Genomic DNA, 19,487 nt, shown 5'->3' with positions numbered 1-19,487 from the left:
TCTAAGTTGTTTACTAATTAATTTTATCATTACTTTGCTTTTTTCTTATAATAAAGATTTAAGAAAAGAAAAAATATTAGTTTAATTCATAAAAACTATAAATAAGCGTTATAGTTTGAATATTACTTCAAATTAAAGTGTAGTCCAAATTTTTTTAGTTTTCCATGATAACAATTTCTTAAAATATTAATTGATAGAAAAATTTAAAAGTAATGTTGTGGATTTAACTGTCAAATTTAATTTAGAAATTAATACTACTACAGAAAAAAGCATTGAAAAATATGGTAGTATTATTGATAATTTAGTAATCCAACTACAAAACTTTTATAACTATTTCAGCAATCCTATTATAAATCAGAATTTAAACGATTTTCTTACTAAAAAAAGACAGGAATTAAATTCAATATTAGAAGAAAATTCATCTAATAGTACAAGCATACACATAAGTGAATCTATCTTTTTAAATTTAAAAAGTATATTAAATTATTCATTTAATATTGATTCAAAACTAGGATTAATTACTTATAATTTGAAAAATGCTAAGGAAAAATTCACAATTCTTCATCAAAACATTGATAAAAAAACAATAGACACTAATATTGTTAGGTTTAAAACTATATTAGAAGAATTGCAAATTAATATGAACTTTACATGAAATTCAATTGAATTTTATGATTTAAACACTAAAATTATTGAACAATCTTACTGTGATGTATTAAGACCAGGATTAGCATCTAAATGTAATATTTCTACTTTAGAAAATCAACATACACCTAAAGCAGCTGATTCAATTAATTCTGTTCATTCATTTAATCTTACTTATCCTTTAATTTCAAATTATGAACAAATTTCAAAACCTGTTAATTTCGCTAGAAATAACGCATTAATTTATGGAACTGTAGCTACTGGAATTGTTGCTATTATATTAATTAAAAATCCTTGAAACAGAACTACTGTTAAAGAATGTAATGATTTAGAAAGAAATGGGGAACAAAATCGTCCTATGTTGCAACAACCATCACTTATTGTATAATTAAACTTAGTTCAAGACATTAAAAACTCTTATTAGAAAACTATTTTCTAATAAGAGTTTTTAATTTTAATATTTTAACAATAACTTATCATCATCATTAAATTACCATCTAAAGTAAAACTATTATAGCCATGAGGTAAAATAAATGAATCACCTTTTTTAATTGGTTCACCATCAATTGTTCCTTTACCATCTAAAACCGAAACTTGTAATCATCGCACATCAGGATAGCTATAATTTTTAATACCATCATTGGTAATTTTAATTAGTTTATAAAATTGATTATCAACTAAGTAATTATCATGAGCATTAGTATCACTATTATCTTTATCAGGAGTAATGATAATATCTTCTGCTTCTTTTAAGTGTAAAACTCGAGGATTGCCGAAATCATCCCTACGGTCATAATCATATAAGCGATAAGTAATATCTGATGATTGTTGTAATTCAAAAACCATAGTGTGGGCTAACAATCCATGAATTTTTAAAGAAGGAACATAAATAAATTGCCCTTCTTTAATTGGAACGTACTTCAATAATTTATTCCATTGACCTTTATCTACTCACTGTTTAAATTGGTCTTTTGTTTTAGCAAAGTGGCCTAAAATAACTTGACCTTTTGGTTCTGGCAAACAATCTAAAACATATCAACATTCAGTTTTACCTAAACTTTGATGATGTTTTTGCGCATATTCATCGTCAGGATGAATTTGAACACTTAAACTATCATTAGCATCCAAAATCTTAGTTAGTAATGGATATTCAGCCTCGTGAGGATTACCAAATAAGTGTGGGAAATCTTTAAATAGTTGTGCTAAACTTAAACCTTTATGAGTGCCATTTAAAACATAACTCATACCATTGGGATGGGCGCTGATTAATCATGCTTCACCAATAGCAGTGTTCTTTGGTAAGTCAAAGTTAAACTTATGTGCTAACTTTTGACTACCTCAGATTTTATGGACAAAAGCAGGAATTAAAAAAATTATTTGCGACAAAGGGTTATTACCCATAATACATTCTCCTAAATTTAATAGTTTATTTTTGGTTTTGGATATTAGCTATTGTTGGTTTCTTCTTAAAAACTTTATTAACTTTATCACCCATGATTTTAAAAACACGGATGTTACGTGATTGGATAATTAATAATCCGCCATACATAAAACAAGTAATAAGTGCTCCAACAACAATAGCTAGAAAGAATAAAGCAATTCCAATTCCTTGATGATAATGTAAAGCACCCACAGCACCTAATACTGCAACAATGGGACCACCATGAGCAGCAGCATCGGTTAAAAAGAATGCTCCAGCAATACATCCAGCAACAGCACTACCAACAATGTTACTAATAATAGCACGTTTTGGATCTCTTACCGCAAATGGAATTGCTCCTTCTGAAATCCCAATGCATCCCATTAATAAAGCTGTTAAACCTAAAGTTTTTTCACCTTCATTAAAGTACTTACGGAAAATCATCGTTGTTAATCCCATACCAATTGGCGCAACTGGAATCGCTGCAGCAACAGCACCCATGAAAATTTGGGTATTTGGGTCACCATTACCACTAGCAACTAAACCAGAAGCAGTTAAGAAAGCAATTTTATTAATTGGACCACCCATATCAAATCCAACCATGGCTCCTAATAATAATCCAATACCAGCCATCGCAGCAGTTGGTAATTTAGTTAATCCATCTTGTAGTTGTTGCATTAGTCAAGCAATTGGTGCACCAATTGCATACATAAATGTAAAACTAATTAAGAATGTAGCAATAATTGGAATAACAAAAATTGGCATAATTGGAGCAATTGTTTTTGGTACTTTTCAACTAATCATTCATTTTACTAAATAACCAGCAACCGGACCGATTAACAAGGCTCCTAAGAATCCTGATGAAACATTAGACTCAAGACCAGCAATCGGATAAACTAAACCAACAGTATTAGCAATAAAGGCACTAACCATTGCTGGTACTAATGCCGCTCTTCCAGCAATTGAATAAGCAATATATCCTGCCAGAATCGGAATCATTAATGTAAACCCAGCAACTCCTGCTTTAAACATGAAATATAAGAAGTTAGGTTCTAAAGTACCAGGGTCAGCACTTGGACCGTAAATAGCTTTCGTTAATCCAATTGATAGCGCAATCATAATACCACCAAAGACAACAAAAGGAACCATATAACCAACACCAGCCATAATATGTTTCATAATTCCTTTTTTGTCAGTAGCAAACATATCTCCAGCAACATCGCCTGAACTATTTTTACTATCTCCACCTTTAGTTTCAAAAGGTTTAGCTTCAGCAAACGCTTTGTTCATAGAACCTTCAGGGTCTTTTATAACTTTGGTAATTTCTAGTTGATATAATGGTTTACCAGCAAAACGCTCTAAACCTAAATCAGCAGCTCCAGCAGCTACTGCAATAATAACTAAATCAGCACTAGTAATATCTTCTTTGGTTAAAGTACCTTTAATTCCAATACTACCATGGGTTTCCACTTTAATATCATGACCTAAAGTTTTAGCTGCTAATTCCAATTTATCTTGGGCAATATAAGTATGTGCTACTCCCACTGGACAAGCAGTGATAGCAACAATTTTTTTCTTACCATTTTTACTTGTTGGTGATTCTGGTTTCATAGTTTCAGGTTTTGCATCTTTTTCATCAATCGCAAGACCAGCAATAACAGCAGATTTATCATTTGATTTTAATAATAGTTCTTGAAAATCTGGTTTAGCTAATTTTTGCGCTACTTTAGATAAAATTGCTAAGTGTTCATTAGAAGCAGATTTCAACGGAACAATTAAAGCAATAATAGCTTGCACAGGTTGTTCATCCATGGCTTTTCATTCAACAGGTTTTTTAAAGCGTACAATAAAAATTCTTGCTTTAACAATATCTTCATTTCGGGCATGCGGTACAGCTACCCCATCACCAAAACCAGTTGTTCCTTCTGCTTCACGAGCTTTAAAACTTTGCACTAGCGTATCGATACTAGAACCTTTTCTCAAAAGCCCTAATTTTTGCGCTTCTTGGGCAATTTTTGTAAATACTTCATCTTGTGTTGTACAAGAATCATCAAAAAAAACTTGTTGTGGTGTTAGAATATCTTGTTTAGACAATTTACTTCATCTCCTTTTGGTGTTATTTTTCTAACATATTAATAATAAATTAATTTAAAGTAAAATGATAAATTTTAATTAAATTTTTTAATAACTTTGTTAGTTTTAATCCGATTTTCTAAATACCAATCGCGATTTTTTGACTTTAATAAGTATGTTGTAATTAAATCATTAAAATAGGTAATGGCAAACAATGGTGAAATAAATATTTCTTGAGCTTCATAAAGTCCAGATGAAACAATATTAAAAGTTCAATCAGCATAAGTCGATATTTCTGATTTATCTTGTGATGTAACAACAATGATTTTAGCATTATTTCTTTTAGCTAATCTTGCTGCTTCAACAATGGCAGCTGTCTTTCCTGATAAAGAAAATAGAATTAATACATCTTCGGCTTTAATTAATGAAGCATGCATTAAAATGCTATCATCATCTTTGTTTAAACAAATAGAACGTAAACCAAAACGATATAATTTATTAGCTAAATCTTCAGCACCTAATCCTGAATTACCGACTCCTGCAATATAAAGGCAAGCTTTACTATTATCATCTAATCAATTAATAAATTCTTGCAAATCACAATAATTAATGGTTGAATCATTTAAATCAATTAGTTTTTTATAGTGGTCTTTTAAAACACTACGGTCACCAAAAAATTCACGATTTAAAGCTTTGAAAGTTGTTTCTTGTGCTGCTAAACTAATAATAAATTCTCGATATCCTTTAAATCCTAGTTTTTTAATTAAGTTATAAACAACACTATAACCAACAGCATTATCTTTGGCTAAAGCACTAATGGTAATTGAATCCATTTTTTGGCTGTTTTTATTAATATAGTTAATAATATTTTTTTCTTTCTTCGTAAAATTATTCTGTTCTTTTGATACACGCGATCAAAAATTATCATTGATAAGCATTTAAGACTCCTTTAGTTACTATAAAATATTATTACTAGGTTATGCTTGTGAAAAAGGATCATTAATATAACATGGTTGTAACTCATTAATTGATTTAATCTCAGTAAAGTGTGGTACTAGAGATTGAAAATTACTAACGATATCGCAACCTTGTAAATCTTCAATCAAAACGTAATTCAATAAATCACTAACAATTCCTATTTTAGCATTATTATCTACTAGTTGTGGTGCAATTATGATTTTACCTTTATCATAAACTGCTAAATAACTTTTCTTATTGTATGCCAGGAGTATACTAACGGCTTTTTGTAACCCTACTTGTAATAATAAACTATTAACAATAAAAATCGATAATAAAGGATTTAAAACTTTCAAAGTTTTAACGAAAGTAAACGCTATTCTAATTCCAGTATAACTACCAGGCCCAGAAGCAATTACTACTTGATTAATATCTTTTAATTTTAATTGACACTTAACTAGTAACTTATCAATAGTAGTGAGTGCTAATTCTGTTTGTTTTTGTCAAGCGTCAAATGAAGTACTTACTAAAATATTATTATTTTGTAATAGTACTACTGTTAATTTTTTATTTGTTGTGTCTAAAAATAATTGGTACATAATCCACCTATGTATTGTTACCTTAAAAGTTAGCATTGTTTTTTGTAATATCTTACATACTTAATATAATATCATGTATAATGTAATTAAACACAATTAATAACTAGATAAAATATAGAATTGTGAGTTGATAAATATGGGCCTTGGTAAAAGCGTGGGTTTTAAAGCGAAGTTTTCTGATTTTTTACTATGAACTGGGCTTATTGTTATTATTGTTGCTTTAATTGTTCAGTTTACAACAATCCTAGTTGGGTATACAAAAATGCCACCTACAGTAACAAATCCCCATAAACTTTGAATTCCTCCAGATGGTGCTTGAGTAGGGTTATGAACATTGCTTTCTACATTTACTATTCAAAGCAATCTATTGCTTTTATTCTTTTTTTGTTTTGTTTTAACTAATCGTTTTTATGAGAATCGTTGTTTATTTGTTCATGGTAGATTTGGTTTAGCTATTACAACATATATTACTATAACTGGTGTTGTCTTCTTTGGCGTTTTATTTAAACCCTTGTTAAAGAGTTTAGATACAAGTGATCCGATTAGTATAACTAACTTTGTTAATACTTTTTTATTACATTTAGTTACTCCAGTAATTATGGTTTTATATTACCTGCTAACTGCTGGAAAATATTACTGAGAATATAAGAAACAAGCTTATTTATGAACACCAATTATTTCTATTTACATGTTTGCATACTTAGGGTATGCGCTTGCTAAAGGTAATTTTGTTGGGATGGTGCCAAAGGGTAAAACTGAAATTGATTATTCATTTCCATATTCATTTTTAAACTTTCATGATGGCTTACCAACATTTTTTATTTATATTGGTGTGATTTTGGCTTTATATTTAGTTTTAATTGCATTGTTTACTTTGTATAATAATTTACTATACAAAAAAAAGAATAAATCAATGGTGATATTAAGAGACAATGATGTTTAATATAAAATAAAAATAAACAGATAGTGCTTTTAAAAGCACTATCTGTTTTAGTTTAGATATTTATACAATGATTATTATCTAAATAGTAGGTCAGACATCAGTGTCAGATCTTCCAACATAAAATGTTGCTCAATACATAGTATTTAAACTTAGAATAAACGCATTACCATTAACAATCAAGCGAAAATTCTGAATAGCATACCCGTTATGTGATCCTCTACTCATCATTGGTTTGCTTAGTCAATCATGACTGTTTGTGGTTCAGTAAATTTCATCACTAGATTTAATAAAATTATTTTTTACTCCAAAATCTTTTGTTTGTGTAGTAACATAATCATATACTGTTTGATTTGTTACGTTTCTCTTAATAAAACCATCATAAGCATCAGGATTCAAAAGAACTTTAAAACCAAGTGTTTGTTCAATAGCATAATTTTTTTCATATTGAAATAAAGCATCAGGGCCAACAAACAATTTTTCTAAAATTTTTAAACTTTCACTAGTATTACTTGCTCTAGTTGTATCTTGACTAGTTATATAGTAAGGAAGTGATAACGGTTTAATTTCCAAACCACTAATCTTTCAATTAATTGTCTGATACTCACCAAATACAAAAACATTTTCTTGATTAATAATAATACTGTGTTTAGTTTTTCAAGCGTTCAATTGATTAACAAAATTATTTTCTCGAGCAGTAATAATTGGATTTCAGGCATTATTAAAATCTGGAGAATTTTTGACAAAGTTTTGTGAATTAAGTAAAGTTAAAGGATAAGCATCATATTTATCTAAATCTTTTAATCCACCAAAGTTCATATAATTATAGTCGTTACCATAAGGATTAGCAATTGAATTTGTATTAATTTCCAAGTTCTGAATACTAACCAATGCCTTCTTTAATTTTTGATTAATATCCGTTAAAACCTTAGTTTGTTGATTAACAAAACTATCATTTCATTGTGGATAATTAAGTTCAACAAATTTAATACTATCTAGTTTTTTTTGAACATTAGCACTAATAGTTTCAACTACTTGATTTAAATTAGAATCTTGGTTAGCAAAATACATATCATATGTTTGACTAATAGTAGTTGTATTTGCTTTGGAATTTTCATCTAAACATGTAAAATATAATTTCAAGTTAGCACTAATATAATATCAATCAGTAACCTTATAAGGATCTGTAGTTGCATCAAAATTTGCTAAACCAAAATCATTATTCTTTCAATCAAATTTTTTGTTAGTTAAAAGTGTATCTAAGTCATTAGTATTTACTTTTAAAATATCATTAGGATTAATACCATTAAATAGTGGTTTTAATTCTGGATACTTGTTAACTAAATTATTACTAATTTTAAGAACTTGTGCTTTTAAAACCTCCAAAAACCCATCAATTGTTTCTTTGCTATCTTTTTGTTTAATAACTGTATCAGTAGTTTGACCAATACTTTGTAAATATGTCATGATTTTATCACCATTTGTAACATCATCCTCTCTTCTTAGGTTTGAACCATCATTAACCAAATTTGCAAACTCAGTTTGAATTTTATCTTTTGTCGTTTGTGCTAATGTTGAATAATCAGTACCCTCAGTATCTGGAGCAGGATTTGCTTTGCCACCACATGCTATCACATTTAATGGAACTGGTACTGTCAGAGTTAAAACTGTTAATAAAGATAATAGTTTTCTCATAAGTTGCTACCTCCTTTGTATATTTAAATAGAAAGTACCACTTATTAGTGATACATTTCATATTTATCATTATATATATAATGATAAATATGCTCATTTTACCAACTCAACTTGCCTTAATTTTAAAAATTGAAAACTCTACTAAGCTAAAAAATGAATGCCTATTGACATCCACATTTTATTATTGTTTACTCCTAAAATTTATTTCTTCACTTGGTAACTTATAATTCAACAACTGTTAAGTTATGATTAATATCATAAAATTGATAAGTTTTAATATTTTGCATTTGGGCATATTCTTTTAATCTTTTTAATGCTTGTTCATAACCAAACATTAAAAATACATTTTTACCATTATCATAAAGGGCATAATTACCAATCTTACGAGCATATAATACTAACCCTGATAACTTATATTCATTCATAAATAAATGGGGAATAATAGTTCTATTTCATTGTTTAGAAACTTCTAATTGTAAATATGATGCTAGTGTTTTAACAAAATCATATTGCATTAATGGTATCGGAATTTTGTATTTGTTAACCATACTACCATAACAAATTAATGGTACTTCTAATTCGCTTTTACTAATACCACCATGACATTCACTCCCAACACCTATTCCGCCATGGTCTGCTAAAAAAACAAATAAAGTATTATCTTTCATGGTTTTTTCATTTTCAATCATAGTCACAACTTGCCCGACTCATTGGTCAATCGTAGTTGTCATTTTATTAATGGCAGAAGTTTGATGACCTAATTCATGATCTGTGGTGTCAGGTTCATTCACATAAATCAATGATAAAAAGGGTTTTTCTTTTTTAATATAACTAATGGCTGTGTTAACAATGTCTTCATTAATTAATTCATTAGATTGTTTGGGAACAATTTTGCTGTTAGGAGTTTGTCCTCACTTTTTAATATCTTCTGCTTGAATAGAATTGTAATAATAATCAACATTTTCTAATTCAATAATGTGTTGTCATTGCGGTCAGCGAAAAAAGGCACAAGTTTTAGCAGTAGGATTAGCAGTTTTAACTAGCGAAAATAAACTAGGCGGTACATTATCTTTGGTTTTTAAAACTGGTGTTAATTCAGCAGGAAAGGAATTTCATTCTAAAAATCCATGGAGATTAGGGGACAAACCACACATAATACTATTTCAATTAACTGCTGAAACGGTAGGGATAACACTATGAACTTGCAACGTACTTGCTCCATTAGCAATAATTTTATTTAAATTAGGTAGTTTATTATCTTGTAATAAATAACTGCCAAAGGCGTCACTAGCAAACAAGACAATGTGTTTAATTGATGTTTCTTGTTTAGTAACTATAACTTTATTAACGGTAGGAATTTTATCATAAAATTGAATTACTTGGCCACGAGCATTAGCAACTTTAGTATGATATAAATCATTAATCGTATAAGTGATATCATTGCTAATAACTGTATTTTTAAAATAGTCACCAATGAATAAAACAGGAACTTCAATTTCAATATCACTAAGACTATCCTCATTACCACTAACACCACTAACAATAATATTATCAGTTTTAAATGTTTGCATAAATTAGTTTAAATGACGAAATAGTTCGTCATGGTTAAAGGTTTTAACAGATAAATCATGAATAATGATGTCGCGATTATTAACAATACAATTGCTACTAAAACCATTAACAATAAATTCTAATGGTAATCCATCGTTTAAAATAATTTTTTGATTATGATGAGAAAAAGCTGGCAATGCTAAACGTATTTTAATTTGAATATAAGAAAATAAAAATTGATTTTCATTTTTTTTAAATGTTTGATAGTTGAAAGACTTAATAAATATAATCCTTGTCATATATAGATTCCTTTCTAAGTTTATCTTATTATATTATATTTGATATTTTTTCTAAATTACTTAATTGTAAGAAGTACAAAGGAATTAATGTAACTGGTTTTACGCAAAAAGTTTCTCTTCATATTTACATTTCAAGGAAAATGAAAAAATGTGTCATAACCTTAATATCTGTGTTATGACACATAATAATTATTTTTTTGTTTTTTTGGAAAAGAGTAGAGTATGTTTAATAACTTTAACATACTAAGAAAATAATAATGGGGGAATATTTTTATGAAAAGTAAAAATTTGAAATTGTTTTGATATTAAGTAAAGATTTAACTAAGTTCCTCCTTTTTTATAAAAATTTTTACAAGTTATTTATCAAATATATTGTGCAAATGTGCAGAAAAAGTCTTTCTATAATATTTATTTTATAGAAAGACTTAAAGTCAAATATTAAATTTAAATAACAGATAACCTCTAAATATTTTTTAAATATCTATAATGGTCATATAAATTATAACTCATATAATGTTAATATTCAATAATTTTTACTATTAAAAGTTGTATTTTTATCATTATCTTATTCATCTGATTTCAACAATTCAATTAAATTCATTTTATTTAATTCACTATTGTTAATAATAAAGGTTGAGATATAAATGCCACCAATTACCACAAATGATACAGGCAAGATTCATCACGTAATAGTAAATGGCAATGCCAAAGCAGTAGCAGCAGTAATAGTTGTTACTAAACCATATACAACTAAGAAACCAATAGCAAATCCTGCTAAATATCCTAATAATGCTCATGGCGTAAAAATACCTAAAGTAAAGGAGTTAATTTCACGATTAGTATATCCTTCTGCTTTCATGTGAGCCATAAATCGTCGGAATTGGTCAGTAAATAAATCTGTAATCATAATAACAATTAAGATTGAACAAATAATAGTTGTCACAATAAATAATGCACTAGCACTAAAGGAAATGTCAGACATTTTATTAAGCATAGCTTGTTTTCTTGATAGTAAGTCATTATTGGCAACTAACGGAACTGTTCCGTTATTATTTAGACCAACTGTTCCATAAATGCTATAGTCATCAACGTTTTGTTTAAAACTCATCCGCCCAATCAAGTCAAAGATATTATTATCGGCACTTAGTTTACCGCTAAATCATTGTGGAACTGTTGTTCCATCATAGTATGGATTATCATCATAAGCACTATAGCCAACAATTTGATTAGCTCATTTTTGGTCAATATAAGCTTTTGGTGTATCATAAGAATCTTGAATTCCAACAATTTGATAACTATGAATAGGGTTAGCATCACCAATAATATTTTGTCATCATAGTGGCATATCTTTAATAACTTGTTGTAAATTACCCTTACCACTTAAAGTATTTTGTTTTTCAAGGATACCACGATCAATCATTCCCATAAATCATTCTGGATTACGATTAGTTAAAAGTCCTACTGGATCAATGGGTTTTGATGGTTCTGGTGTTGGACTATTAGATAAACTAAATGAGAAAGGTTTAATTCATTTACTATCTTTTGTTTTTGCAATACTGTTAATATCAAAGGGAAATAAAGTACTACCATCAGCTTTTCTAATGGTTCCCTTTAACGCACCTTTATCAATCTTATCAGGTACTTTTAATCATACTTTGTTCATATCATTTCAGGCTTTAGGATTATTTTCATCAAGAATAGGTTTACCATTGCTGCCATACATGCCACCATATTCATAACCTTGAATATCAGTATAACCTGTATTTCCGATTTGTTCGTTTTCACGATAATTTCATTTAGTTCCATTTTTTGACCAAATACCACCATTATCCGGAGCATTTTCAGGGTTATCACCATAATATCAACTATCTTTTGGTAATGGAATCATTTTGCCATTTTCATTTTTATAACATAAAGTATTAATATCAGGAGCACCATCAAATGTTGAACCTACTGATAAACCATATTTAGATTGAAAGGCTTTATTAATAACCATCGGAATCACAGTAGCAGTACTACTGTAATGTAATAAGTTAGCTTCATTATTTTTTAAGACAATCATTTTGGTATCAGGATTAATACCAATGGTATCCATTAATCCTTTTGATGCTAAATCTGAATTATTAGAACCAATTTTAAATTGCGTTACTAATTCTTCACTTGGACCATCTGGAGCATTTTTTTCTTTACTATGGTTAGGATTAAAGGCAACTGTATTGTGACCAATAGAAAAATAATCATATGGATCTTGATTGCCAATTTTAGGTAAACTATCTAAACTTTGACAAACATAACCAGGTAAAGTTTGTTTTAAAATTTCTTTAATAGCATCTGGACCAGGAGCAACTCCAGGGTTAGAAACGCCAATAATAGTTGGTAAAGCAGTACTTACAAAATTAACTAACGAACTAGAAAAGGTGCTTCCAGGTGTTTGGTCTCTTTTACTTAATTCAGTTAATAATTCATTACTAAAAGCTTTACCACCTAATCAACTATATGATCAAGCTAAATCATTAATGCTAAGTGTTCCATTTGCAAGACCGTTATAATAATTAGTCATAGCAGTTGTAAAAACATTTTTGTCTTTATTATAATTGGGGTCAAAGTTAAAGATATGAACAAAATCTTGATTTGGATCATTGGCTTTAAAACTTAAAGGATCATATCAACCAACACGACTACCATCATTACTATCATAAATAATTTTATCTTCTGGTCATGGCATTGCTCCATAAACAGGGTAATATTGTTCATCTTGTGGTTTATCAAAAAAGTTTCAAGCATATAAACCATATTTACTTACAGGTAAATTAGGGATAGGAGTTTGATATTCATAGTAGTTTTTATATTTTTGTGTTTTAAAATAACTAGTTTTTAAACTAGAAATAGTAGCAGGAATAGCAGTTGTTGCTACAATTGATAAAGTAGCTAAACTAATGACACTAGAGGTCACAAGAATTTTTTTTCAACTAGTTTTTGATAAAGATAATAAAAAACGTCAACGAAAATGATTTTTTAAAAACCCACTTGCCTTTTTTTTCGTGTTATTAGAAAGAGCTAAATCACTATCTTTCTTAATTAATAATAATGGGTCTTTCTTTAAAACGCGAAAGGCGGTTAATACTGTGGCAATGGCAATAAAACCAATAATTAAGGCAATAGAAGCAAATAATGGTGCCACATTAAAATTAAAAACATTATAAGGTAAAACAAATAAAGTATTAAAAATTTCAGTTAAATAAACTTGGACAACTAAACCAGCAATCCAACCAACAGGAATAGCAATTGCTAAAGCAATTAATGGATATGATAAATACGAAAGAGTAATTTGTCAAGTTTTATAACCAATAGACTTTAAAATCCCCATTGATACTTGCCCATGCTGAATAGCTTTTTTAACAATTAATGTTGTAATAAAAATAACAATTGACACTAAAAATAAAACAGCAATAATGGAAGCGTATAAAAAACCTTTTACTGAACTTTCAAAGATTTGCTTACGTCCACTATAAATAGAAAACTGGCTATTATCGCTAGCAATAACTGGATTAGGAACAATATGATAGATAGTTGTGGGTGATTTACCAGCAGTATACTTATCAATTAAATACTTATTATAGTCAAACTGATTATGTTCACTATTGCCATTATCACTGAAAATAGTTTTTTGGAAAAAATCATCAAAGTAATCAGTGTTAAATACGGATTTATTATCTCGATCATTTCACGGTGTAAAATACATTAAAGTTGTATCAGTTTTTTCTTTACTAGGATATCAGTCACTATTACTTCATGCTATTGGTGGAGCATAAGCAATAAACTCTGTTCTTGTATTAGGAACTGGGTCTAAATCATTAATCGTAGGATAAATATCATAAGCATCGCCACCAATGCCGGTAATTATAAAACTACTATTGTTAATAACAATACTGTCGCCTGGTTTGTAATGAAGTTTTCGTGCATATTGTGGAGTAATAGCAATTTCATTTCTACTTGTTGGAGCTACTCCTTCAAAGATTTTTAAATTAGCATGATTAATGGCACCAGGCATACCGATATCAATAACTTTGGTATTAGTTTGAACAGTATTTTCCGTTTTGACAATAGCGTTAAATTGATTACGAACATAAATATCACGTTCTTGTAAAGCTGCTGCTGCACGTGCTAAATAAAAAGAATAAGCATCAGTTTCGCGACCATCTCCAATTTGATTAAACCCAGCAGGAGAAAAATAATTATGAAGATTAGAATAAATATCACTTGTAGCAACATTATCAAATGTACGACCAATACGCATATAGTGACCATTCATACCAAAGGTAGCAGTAGTAGCAGCTCGAGGGTCGGTATTATTATCAAAATCACTTTTATTTGAACCTATTCCTTGTTTAATAGTAGTGAATAAACTATTTCTAGCATTATCATCAAATAGATTAGTTGCATCAGGAATAATAGTAGAATCAGGAGTATCACTTTGAAAATTAACTTTGTTTTCTAAAATTCATTCAATGAACTCACTATCTGGTTTCGACAATTCTGGTGATGTGGAATTTTGAACAATTCAACTTTTAATAAAATCTGAGACGGCTGTCGTAATATTAGGTACTGATAAACGCATAAAAATATCACGATACAAGTCTGATGCTGCTTGTAAATAGTGATTTTTTAGGCTTAAAGTTGTGGCGGCAACCGCTTTAACTTGTAGTTGACCATAAATACTGGCTTTCACTTCAGAATTATTTAAATTAAATGTTAATGGATTAGTAGGATTAGCTCAGTTAAAATTATTAAGACCAGTAATTTTTCCTGTCACATCATGATTAAAATCAACAATTACATCATTGACAGTAATAGCGTTAATTTGTTGATTGCTACCAATTACAGTATTATCAAAGTAAAGGGCTTTACTAGTACTCTTCCCTGTTTCTTGATAATATAAACGCCCCAATTTTAAACTAAAAGCTTGATCAGCGATTTGTTTAATTCCTTGGGGAACTGGTGAATAGGGTAAAACAGCATCAAATTTAAGATCATCTAATCCCATTTCTTTGCTACCATCAATCATTCGGTCATAAGAAATTCAGCAACCTGTAACTAAAGAAGTAGCAAATGCAGTTAATAAAAGCAAAATTACTAATTGTAGCTTGCTTTTTCAAGTTGCTATTAAAGTTTGTTTTAATAGTAAAGTATCACCCCTAAAAATTCTTTTCTTATTTTTACTACTAACAGTTGTCTTTAATTCTACTTTACTACTACGTTTCTTTAATCTTGGCATTTTAATTTTTCCTTAATCCATTTTTAGGTTTTAAATTTATTAATAATCAATCTACATTTATGTTAATAATAGCATAATTAGACCAAAAATAATATTTGGATAAATTTTAACATTAAATTTATAGTTTCAAAAGTTATTATTCAATGCTAGAATATAAATGGTCATAGTTTTTAATTTAATCTATTTAATTATATTATCATAATAAACACAAAAGAAAAAATAGAAAATAATACTTTAACACTTTTACTTATAACTTTCTAAAAAGGAGAAAGACACTATGAAAAAATTATTAACTAAACTAGGTGTTATTTTAATAGCAAGCACCAGTAGTATGCCACTAATTGCTTGTAGTTTTAACTTTTATGTTAATCATAGTATTAATGGTAGTGCTAAAGAATTTGCTAATGAAACATCGTCAATTATTAAAAGTCTTGTTATGTCTAAAGATTTAAACGCCGATACTATTAGTACTAACGATGATATTATGAATCAAACTAAAAATAATACTATTGTTAATGGTACTTCTGGTAAAACTTTAAATAACTGAGGTGACTTAGCAAATAACTGAGGTGTCAATGAAAAAATTGATATTAACGGTTTTGATCCTAATCAGTTTTTTGTTGCTTCAGGAACTGGAACATTAACCAAGACAATTAATAGCAAAAAAAATATTAATAATATCTTAGGTTATGCTAAAGAAATTAAAACGATTGGACTTATTAGTAATGGTAATTTGAATAGTTTAATTAACAGTCCTATTTTACAAGGACCAATTATGACGTTTTTAACTACGTTGCAAAATAATTTAAAAAATTCAACAGCAAGTATGAAACTAGTTAGTAATTTACTTAATTATTATAGCAATCAATTTTTAACTGCTATTACCCAATTATTAAGTAATGTAACTACTGGTGATTGAAATCAAGACCACAGTGTTCCTAATGATGTTAGTGGTTTAACTACTTTTATGACTAATTGAAAAGATGTTGATAATAATCCTTACAGCCAATGAAATCAAAATGGTGGTTGAAATATTAGTAGTAATCTAGGTCATAAAGTTCAAGATTGAACTCCTGAGGCATATAGTTTATACCGCAGTGGGATTTTAATTAATCACTTATTTTGACAAATAGGTAATGATAATCCGCAAGTTGAACGAAAATATTTAGGAGAAATTATTAGTAAAAATATTGATGGATTAAGTATAAATACTGATCAATTAATAAAAGATATTACTCCATATTTAAATTATGTATTAACTAACCCGACATATTTAATTACTATTATCGAAGCTGTAATCCCGATTGTTAAAAAATGACTTTTAGCAATGCCTAATATTAATTTAGGAATTAAACATTTAATATTTTCTGATAAACCAAGCAATCCAAGCAGTGGCAGTTTTAATTTATTAGATGTCATTAATACTATTAAAACGTTATTTCAAAACCCTAAACAATTAGCAAATACTATTAAAGAACTGCTTGGTATTAAAGAAAATAGTTTCGATACTTTTACTTATGATATTATTGTAAAAATAAGTGATGTGCAACAACCATTAGGCGTATTATTAAAGATAATTCCTGAAACTTACATTAATCCTTTAATTGATAAAATTACAACTATGTTAAATTCTAGTACTATTATTACAACTTTAGATACTATATTTAATTTAATTGCTACTGTTTCACAACAATATCATGGAGATGACATGATTGATATAAATTTAACAAAATTAACACAATTTTTAACTGACAAAAATAGTGGATTACTAGTAATTTTACAAACAACAATTGAAACATTAAAACAAATTGTTGATCCTAATCACAATATTAATCCTAATGACATTAGCAAACTATTTTATGCTTTAGGTTGTCAGCCAGATTCTAATAAAGGTTTTAAACCTAACTCACCAATTAATGTTTTACAAAAAGAAATTAATGATACTACTAGCCCCTTATCCAATCTTATTAACATCATCATTGACAATAATGATAAAAAAGGTTTAGCAACAATTATCACTAAACAAAATGATGATTGAATTAAAGAACACTATACTAAATATCTTAGTGAAAAAACTAATACTATTACTAATATTGTCATAAATAAAAAAACTGATGATAATATTCAAACAATTAATTTAAGTTATGATTTTATTTATACTGATAATAATACTACCTATCATTTTGTAGTTAGTCTTATTGATACTGAAAGTTTAAGTACATTTCAAGGTATGCGTAACTTTAAATTTAAATCTATTACATTATTAAATTAGTAATATAACTGTGACTAATAAATATTAGTTATTTTTATTAAATTTATTTTAGTCAAATGAGTATATCTCATAACATAAAAAACACATAATAAAATTTCAACTTAATTTTGATACAATCTGTCAAGTACTAAATCATACCATCTTACTTATCTAGTAATAACACTTATAATATTGAAAAATAAAACTAAATTAATTATAATTAAAATACATTAAATAAAAAGAAAGGAATTTAATGATTACTTATTAAAATAATAAAATAAATTAGTGGAGGAACAACATATGTTTAAAAAAATATTAAATGTGATTACTATTGCTGCTTTGAGTAGTTCAGTAATACCAACTGTAATTAATTATCAACTAAAAAATAATAACTTAAAACAAGATAGCAGTTATGAATTTATTAATTTAAATAAAAGAATTCTTGATTATAAAAAAATCAATCAACAACAAGCTTTAATTGTTGATAATGGGTTTAAACTTTATTTGTTCGATAGTAGCAAAGCAGTTGGTTCACAATTTATTGATTTAGAAATAGCACCAATTATTAATACTTTTGTTATTAATGATCATATGGCAATTTTACAGCAATTTTCTTTTTCTGACCAACCTCTCTTATTAGATCTTAATCAACCAATTGGTCATCAAGTTTCATTAATCAACCAACCAATTGTTAGTTATTTTGCTATTAATGATACTAATGGTATTTGTTTCATTGGTAAAAAAAGCGAAGCTTATTGATTAGATTCAAATAACCCCTTGGCATTAAAGTTTATTGATTTAAATTTTCAAGGATTAAAGTTTACTAAAATTAATCAACAACAAGCTATTGTTCTTGATGCTTCTCTTCAATCTTATCTTTTTAATTTTGATACTAAAAATTTAATCAAACTGAGAAAAACTGGTTTTTATTGACGAATTAATGATAATCTTGCTTTAGTAAATAATTTGGCTACTAAGCAAGTAGCAATTTTCAATCTTAAAACTTTGCAATACAATGCTTTAGATATTATTGGTAATGATTATACAAGATTAAATGATCAACAAGGAATAATTAGTTATGAAAATGAAGATTTAAGTATTAGTTATTTATTGGATTTAAATCAATCATCGCCACAACTAGTACCATTGCAAATGAATGGAGGATATACAGCATTTAATAATAACACGACAGTTTATACTAATATGCTAACAAATGATGCTTATTTATTTATATTACTGTTAGAAAGTTCATCATAATATCCCATTATATTTTGAAATTTTTCATTATTAATATAAAGTTTTAATTTTTTAATACTTTTGGCTAAATTATTTTGAAAACTATTCGTATAGTGTTCATTAATGCAATCGTTAAAATCAGGTTGGAAAATTTGATTTTCCATAAACATTTTAATTATAAATACTTGTTTTTTTAATTGTTCAATGCTAGTTTTTGATGTAACTTTAAATTTATTAAGTTGTTCAAGTTCATCATTAATATTATTAATATTGATTCGTGGTTAAGTCCCGAATCTTGTGTAAATTTATTTTTACAGAGCAATATTTCTCATATCAAATAAATTTAGTTTAATTTATTGTACCATACTTAAAAGTTGGTAGGTTAATCTTATCTAAAATTAATTATAAAATTCTTATAGTTAATAATTTTACAAAGTTTATAGGTTTATAAATTATTTTTTTCTAAATAATCACAACAAAAAGTCATTTTAAAGAAATGCAGTTATTTATAAAGAATAAAATTTTAATACAAAGTAGTTAAGCAAT

12 protein-coding genes are annotated in these 19,487 nt (G+C 27.6%); 4 read left to right on the top strand and 8 right to left on the bottom strand.

Annotated elements, in window-relative coordinates; genetic code table 4:
- Positions 1 to 217: 217 nt before the first annotated feature.
- The gene (locus RDJ14_RS02080) at positions 218 to 1,033 is read left to right on the top strand and encodes a hypothetical protein (protein ID WP_308149713.1); all 816 of its coding nucleotides are present in this window, start codon (positions 218 to 220) and stop codon (positions 1,031 to 1,033) included.
- Positions 1,034 to 1,107: 74 nt separating this feature from the next.
- Here RDJ14_RS02080 and RDJ14_RS02075 read toward each other — a convergent pair whose 3' ends face one another.
- The 4 genes from RDJ14_RS02075 to tsaB all read right to left on the bottom strand — a co-directional run bounded on the left by RDJ14_RS02075 (position 1,108) and on the right by tsaB (position 5,694).
- Positions 1,108 to 2,046, bottom strand: coding sequence for a type I phosphomannose isomerase catalytic subunit (locus RDJ14_RS02075; RefSeq protein WP_308149712.1), 939 nt, complete (start codon positions 2,044 to 2,046; stop codon positions 1,108 to 1,110).
- A gap of 25 nt (positions 2,047 to 2,071) precedes the next feature.
- A complete protein-coding gene (locus tag RDJ14_RS02070) occupies positions 2,072 to 4,159 on the bottom strand; it encodes a fructose-specific PTS transporter subunit EIIC (protein ID WP_308149711.1) in 2,088 nt (695 codons plus the stop codon).
- A 74-nt stretch (positions 4,160 to 4,233) separates the two neighbouring features.
- A complete protein-coding gene (locus tag RDJ14_RS02065) occupies positions 4,234 to 5,076 on the bottom strand; it encodes a MurR/RpiR family transcriptional regulator (protein WP_308149710.1) in 843 nt (280 codons plus the stop codon).
- A gap of 39 nt (positions 5,077 to 5,115) precedes the next feature.
- Positions 5,116 to 5,694 (bottom strand): tRNA (adenosine(37)-N6)-threonylcarbamoyltransferase complex dimerization subunit type 1 TsaB, encoded by a 579-nt coding sequence (gene tsaB / locus RDJ14_RS02060; protein WP_308149709.1) that lies wholly within the window; start codon positions 5,692 to 5,694, stop codon positions 5,116 to 5,118.
- 136 nt (positions 5,695 to 5,830) lie between these two features.
- Between tsaB and RDJ14_RS02055 the strand changes: the two genes are divergently transcribed.
- Entirely contained in the window at positions 5,831 to 6,637 is an 807-nt protein-coding gene (locus RDJ14_RS02055) for a hypothetical protein (RefSeq protein WP_308149708.1), read from the top strand.
- A gap of 78 nt (positions 6,638 to 6,715) precedes the next feature.
- Here RDJ14_RS02055 and RDJ14_RS02050 read toward each other — a convergent pair whose 3' ends face one another.
- From RDJ14_RS02050 to RDJ14_RS02035, 4 genes are all read right to left on the bottom strand, one after another.
- A complete protein-coding gene (locus RDJ14_RS02050; RefSeq protein ID WP_308149707.1) occupies positions 6,716 to 8,329 on the bottom strand; it encodes a hypothetical protein in 1,614 nt (537 codons plus the stop codon).
- Between the two features lie 221 nt (positions 8,330 to 8,550).
- Positions 8,551 to 9,900, bottom strand: coding sequence for an alkaline phosphatase (locus tag RDJ14_RS02045; protein ID WP_308149706.1), 1,350 nt, complete (start codon positions 9,898 to 9,900; stop codon positions 8,551 to 8,553).
- Between the two features lie 3 nt (positions 9,901 to 9,903).
- A complete protein-coding gene (locus RDJ14_RS02040; protein WP_308149705.1) occupies positions 9,904 to 10,179 on the bottom strand; it encodes a hypothetical protein in 276 nt (91 codons plus the stop codon).
- 565 nt (positions 10,180 to 10,744) lie between these two features.
- Positions 10,745 to 15,454, bottom strand: coding sequence for an ABC transporter permease (locus RDJ14_RS02035; protein WP_308149704.1), 4,710 nt, complete (start codon positions 15,452 to 15,454; stop codon positions 10,745 to 10,747).
- Positions 15,455 to 15,731: 277 nt separating this feature from the next.
- Here RDJ14_RS02035 and RDJ14_RS02030 point away from each other — a divergent pair, with 277 nt between their 5' ends.
- Together RDJ14_RS02030 and RDJ14_RS02025 are read left to right on the top strand one after the other, a co-directional pair.
- Positions 15,732 to 17,726 carry a hypothetical protein gene (locus tag RDJ14_RS02030; RefSeq protein ID WP_308149703.1) on the top strand — a complete coding sequence of 665 codons (1,995 nt, stop codon included), beginning with the start codon at positions 15,732 to 15,734 and terminating at the stop codon, positions 17,724 to 17,726.
- A 279-nt stretch (positions 17,727 to 18,005) separates the two neighbouring features.
- Positions 18,006 to 18,962 carry a hypothetical protein gene (locus RDJ14_RS02025; protein ID WP_308149702.1) on the top strand — a complete coding sequence of 319 codons (957 nt, stop codon included), beginning with the start codon at positions 18,006 to 18,008 and terminating at the stop codon, positions 18,960 to 18,962.
- The last annotated feature ends 525 nt before the right edge of the window (positions 18,963 to 19,487 follow it).

Origin of the sequence: Spiroplasma sp. AdecLV25b (genome assembly GCF_030913225.1) — a bacterium.
GTDB lineage: Bacteria > Bacillota_I > Bacilli_A > Mycoplasmatales > VBWQ01 > Spiroplasma_E.
Note: the sequence above shows the minus strand (reverse complement) of the source record. Positions and strands in the feature narration are given on the sequence as shown.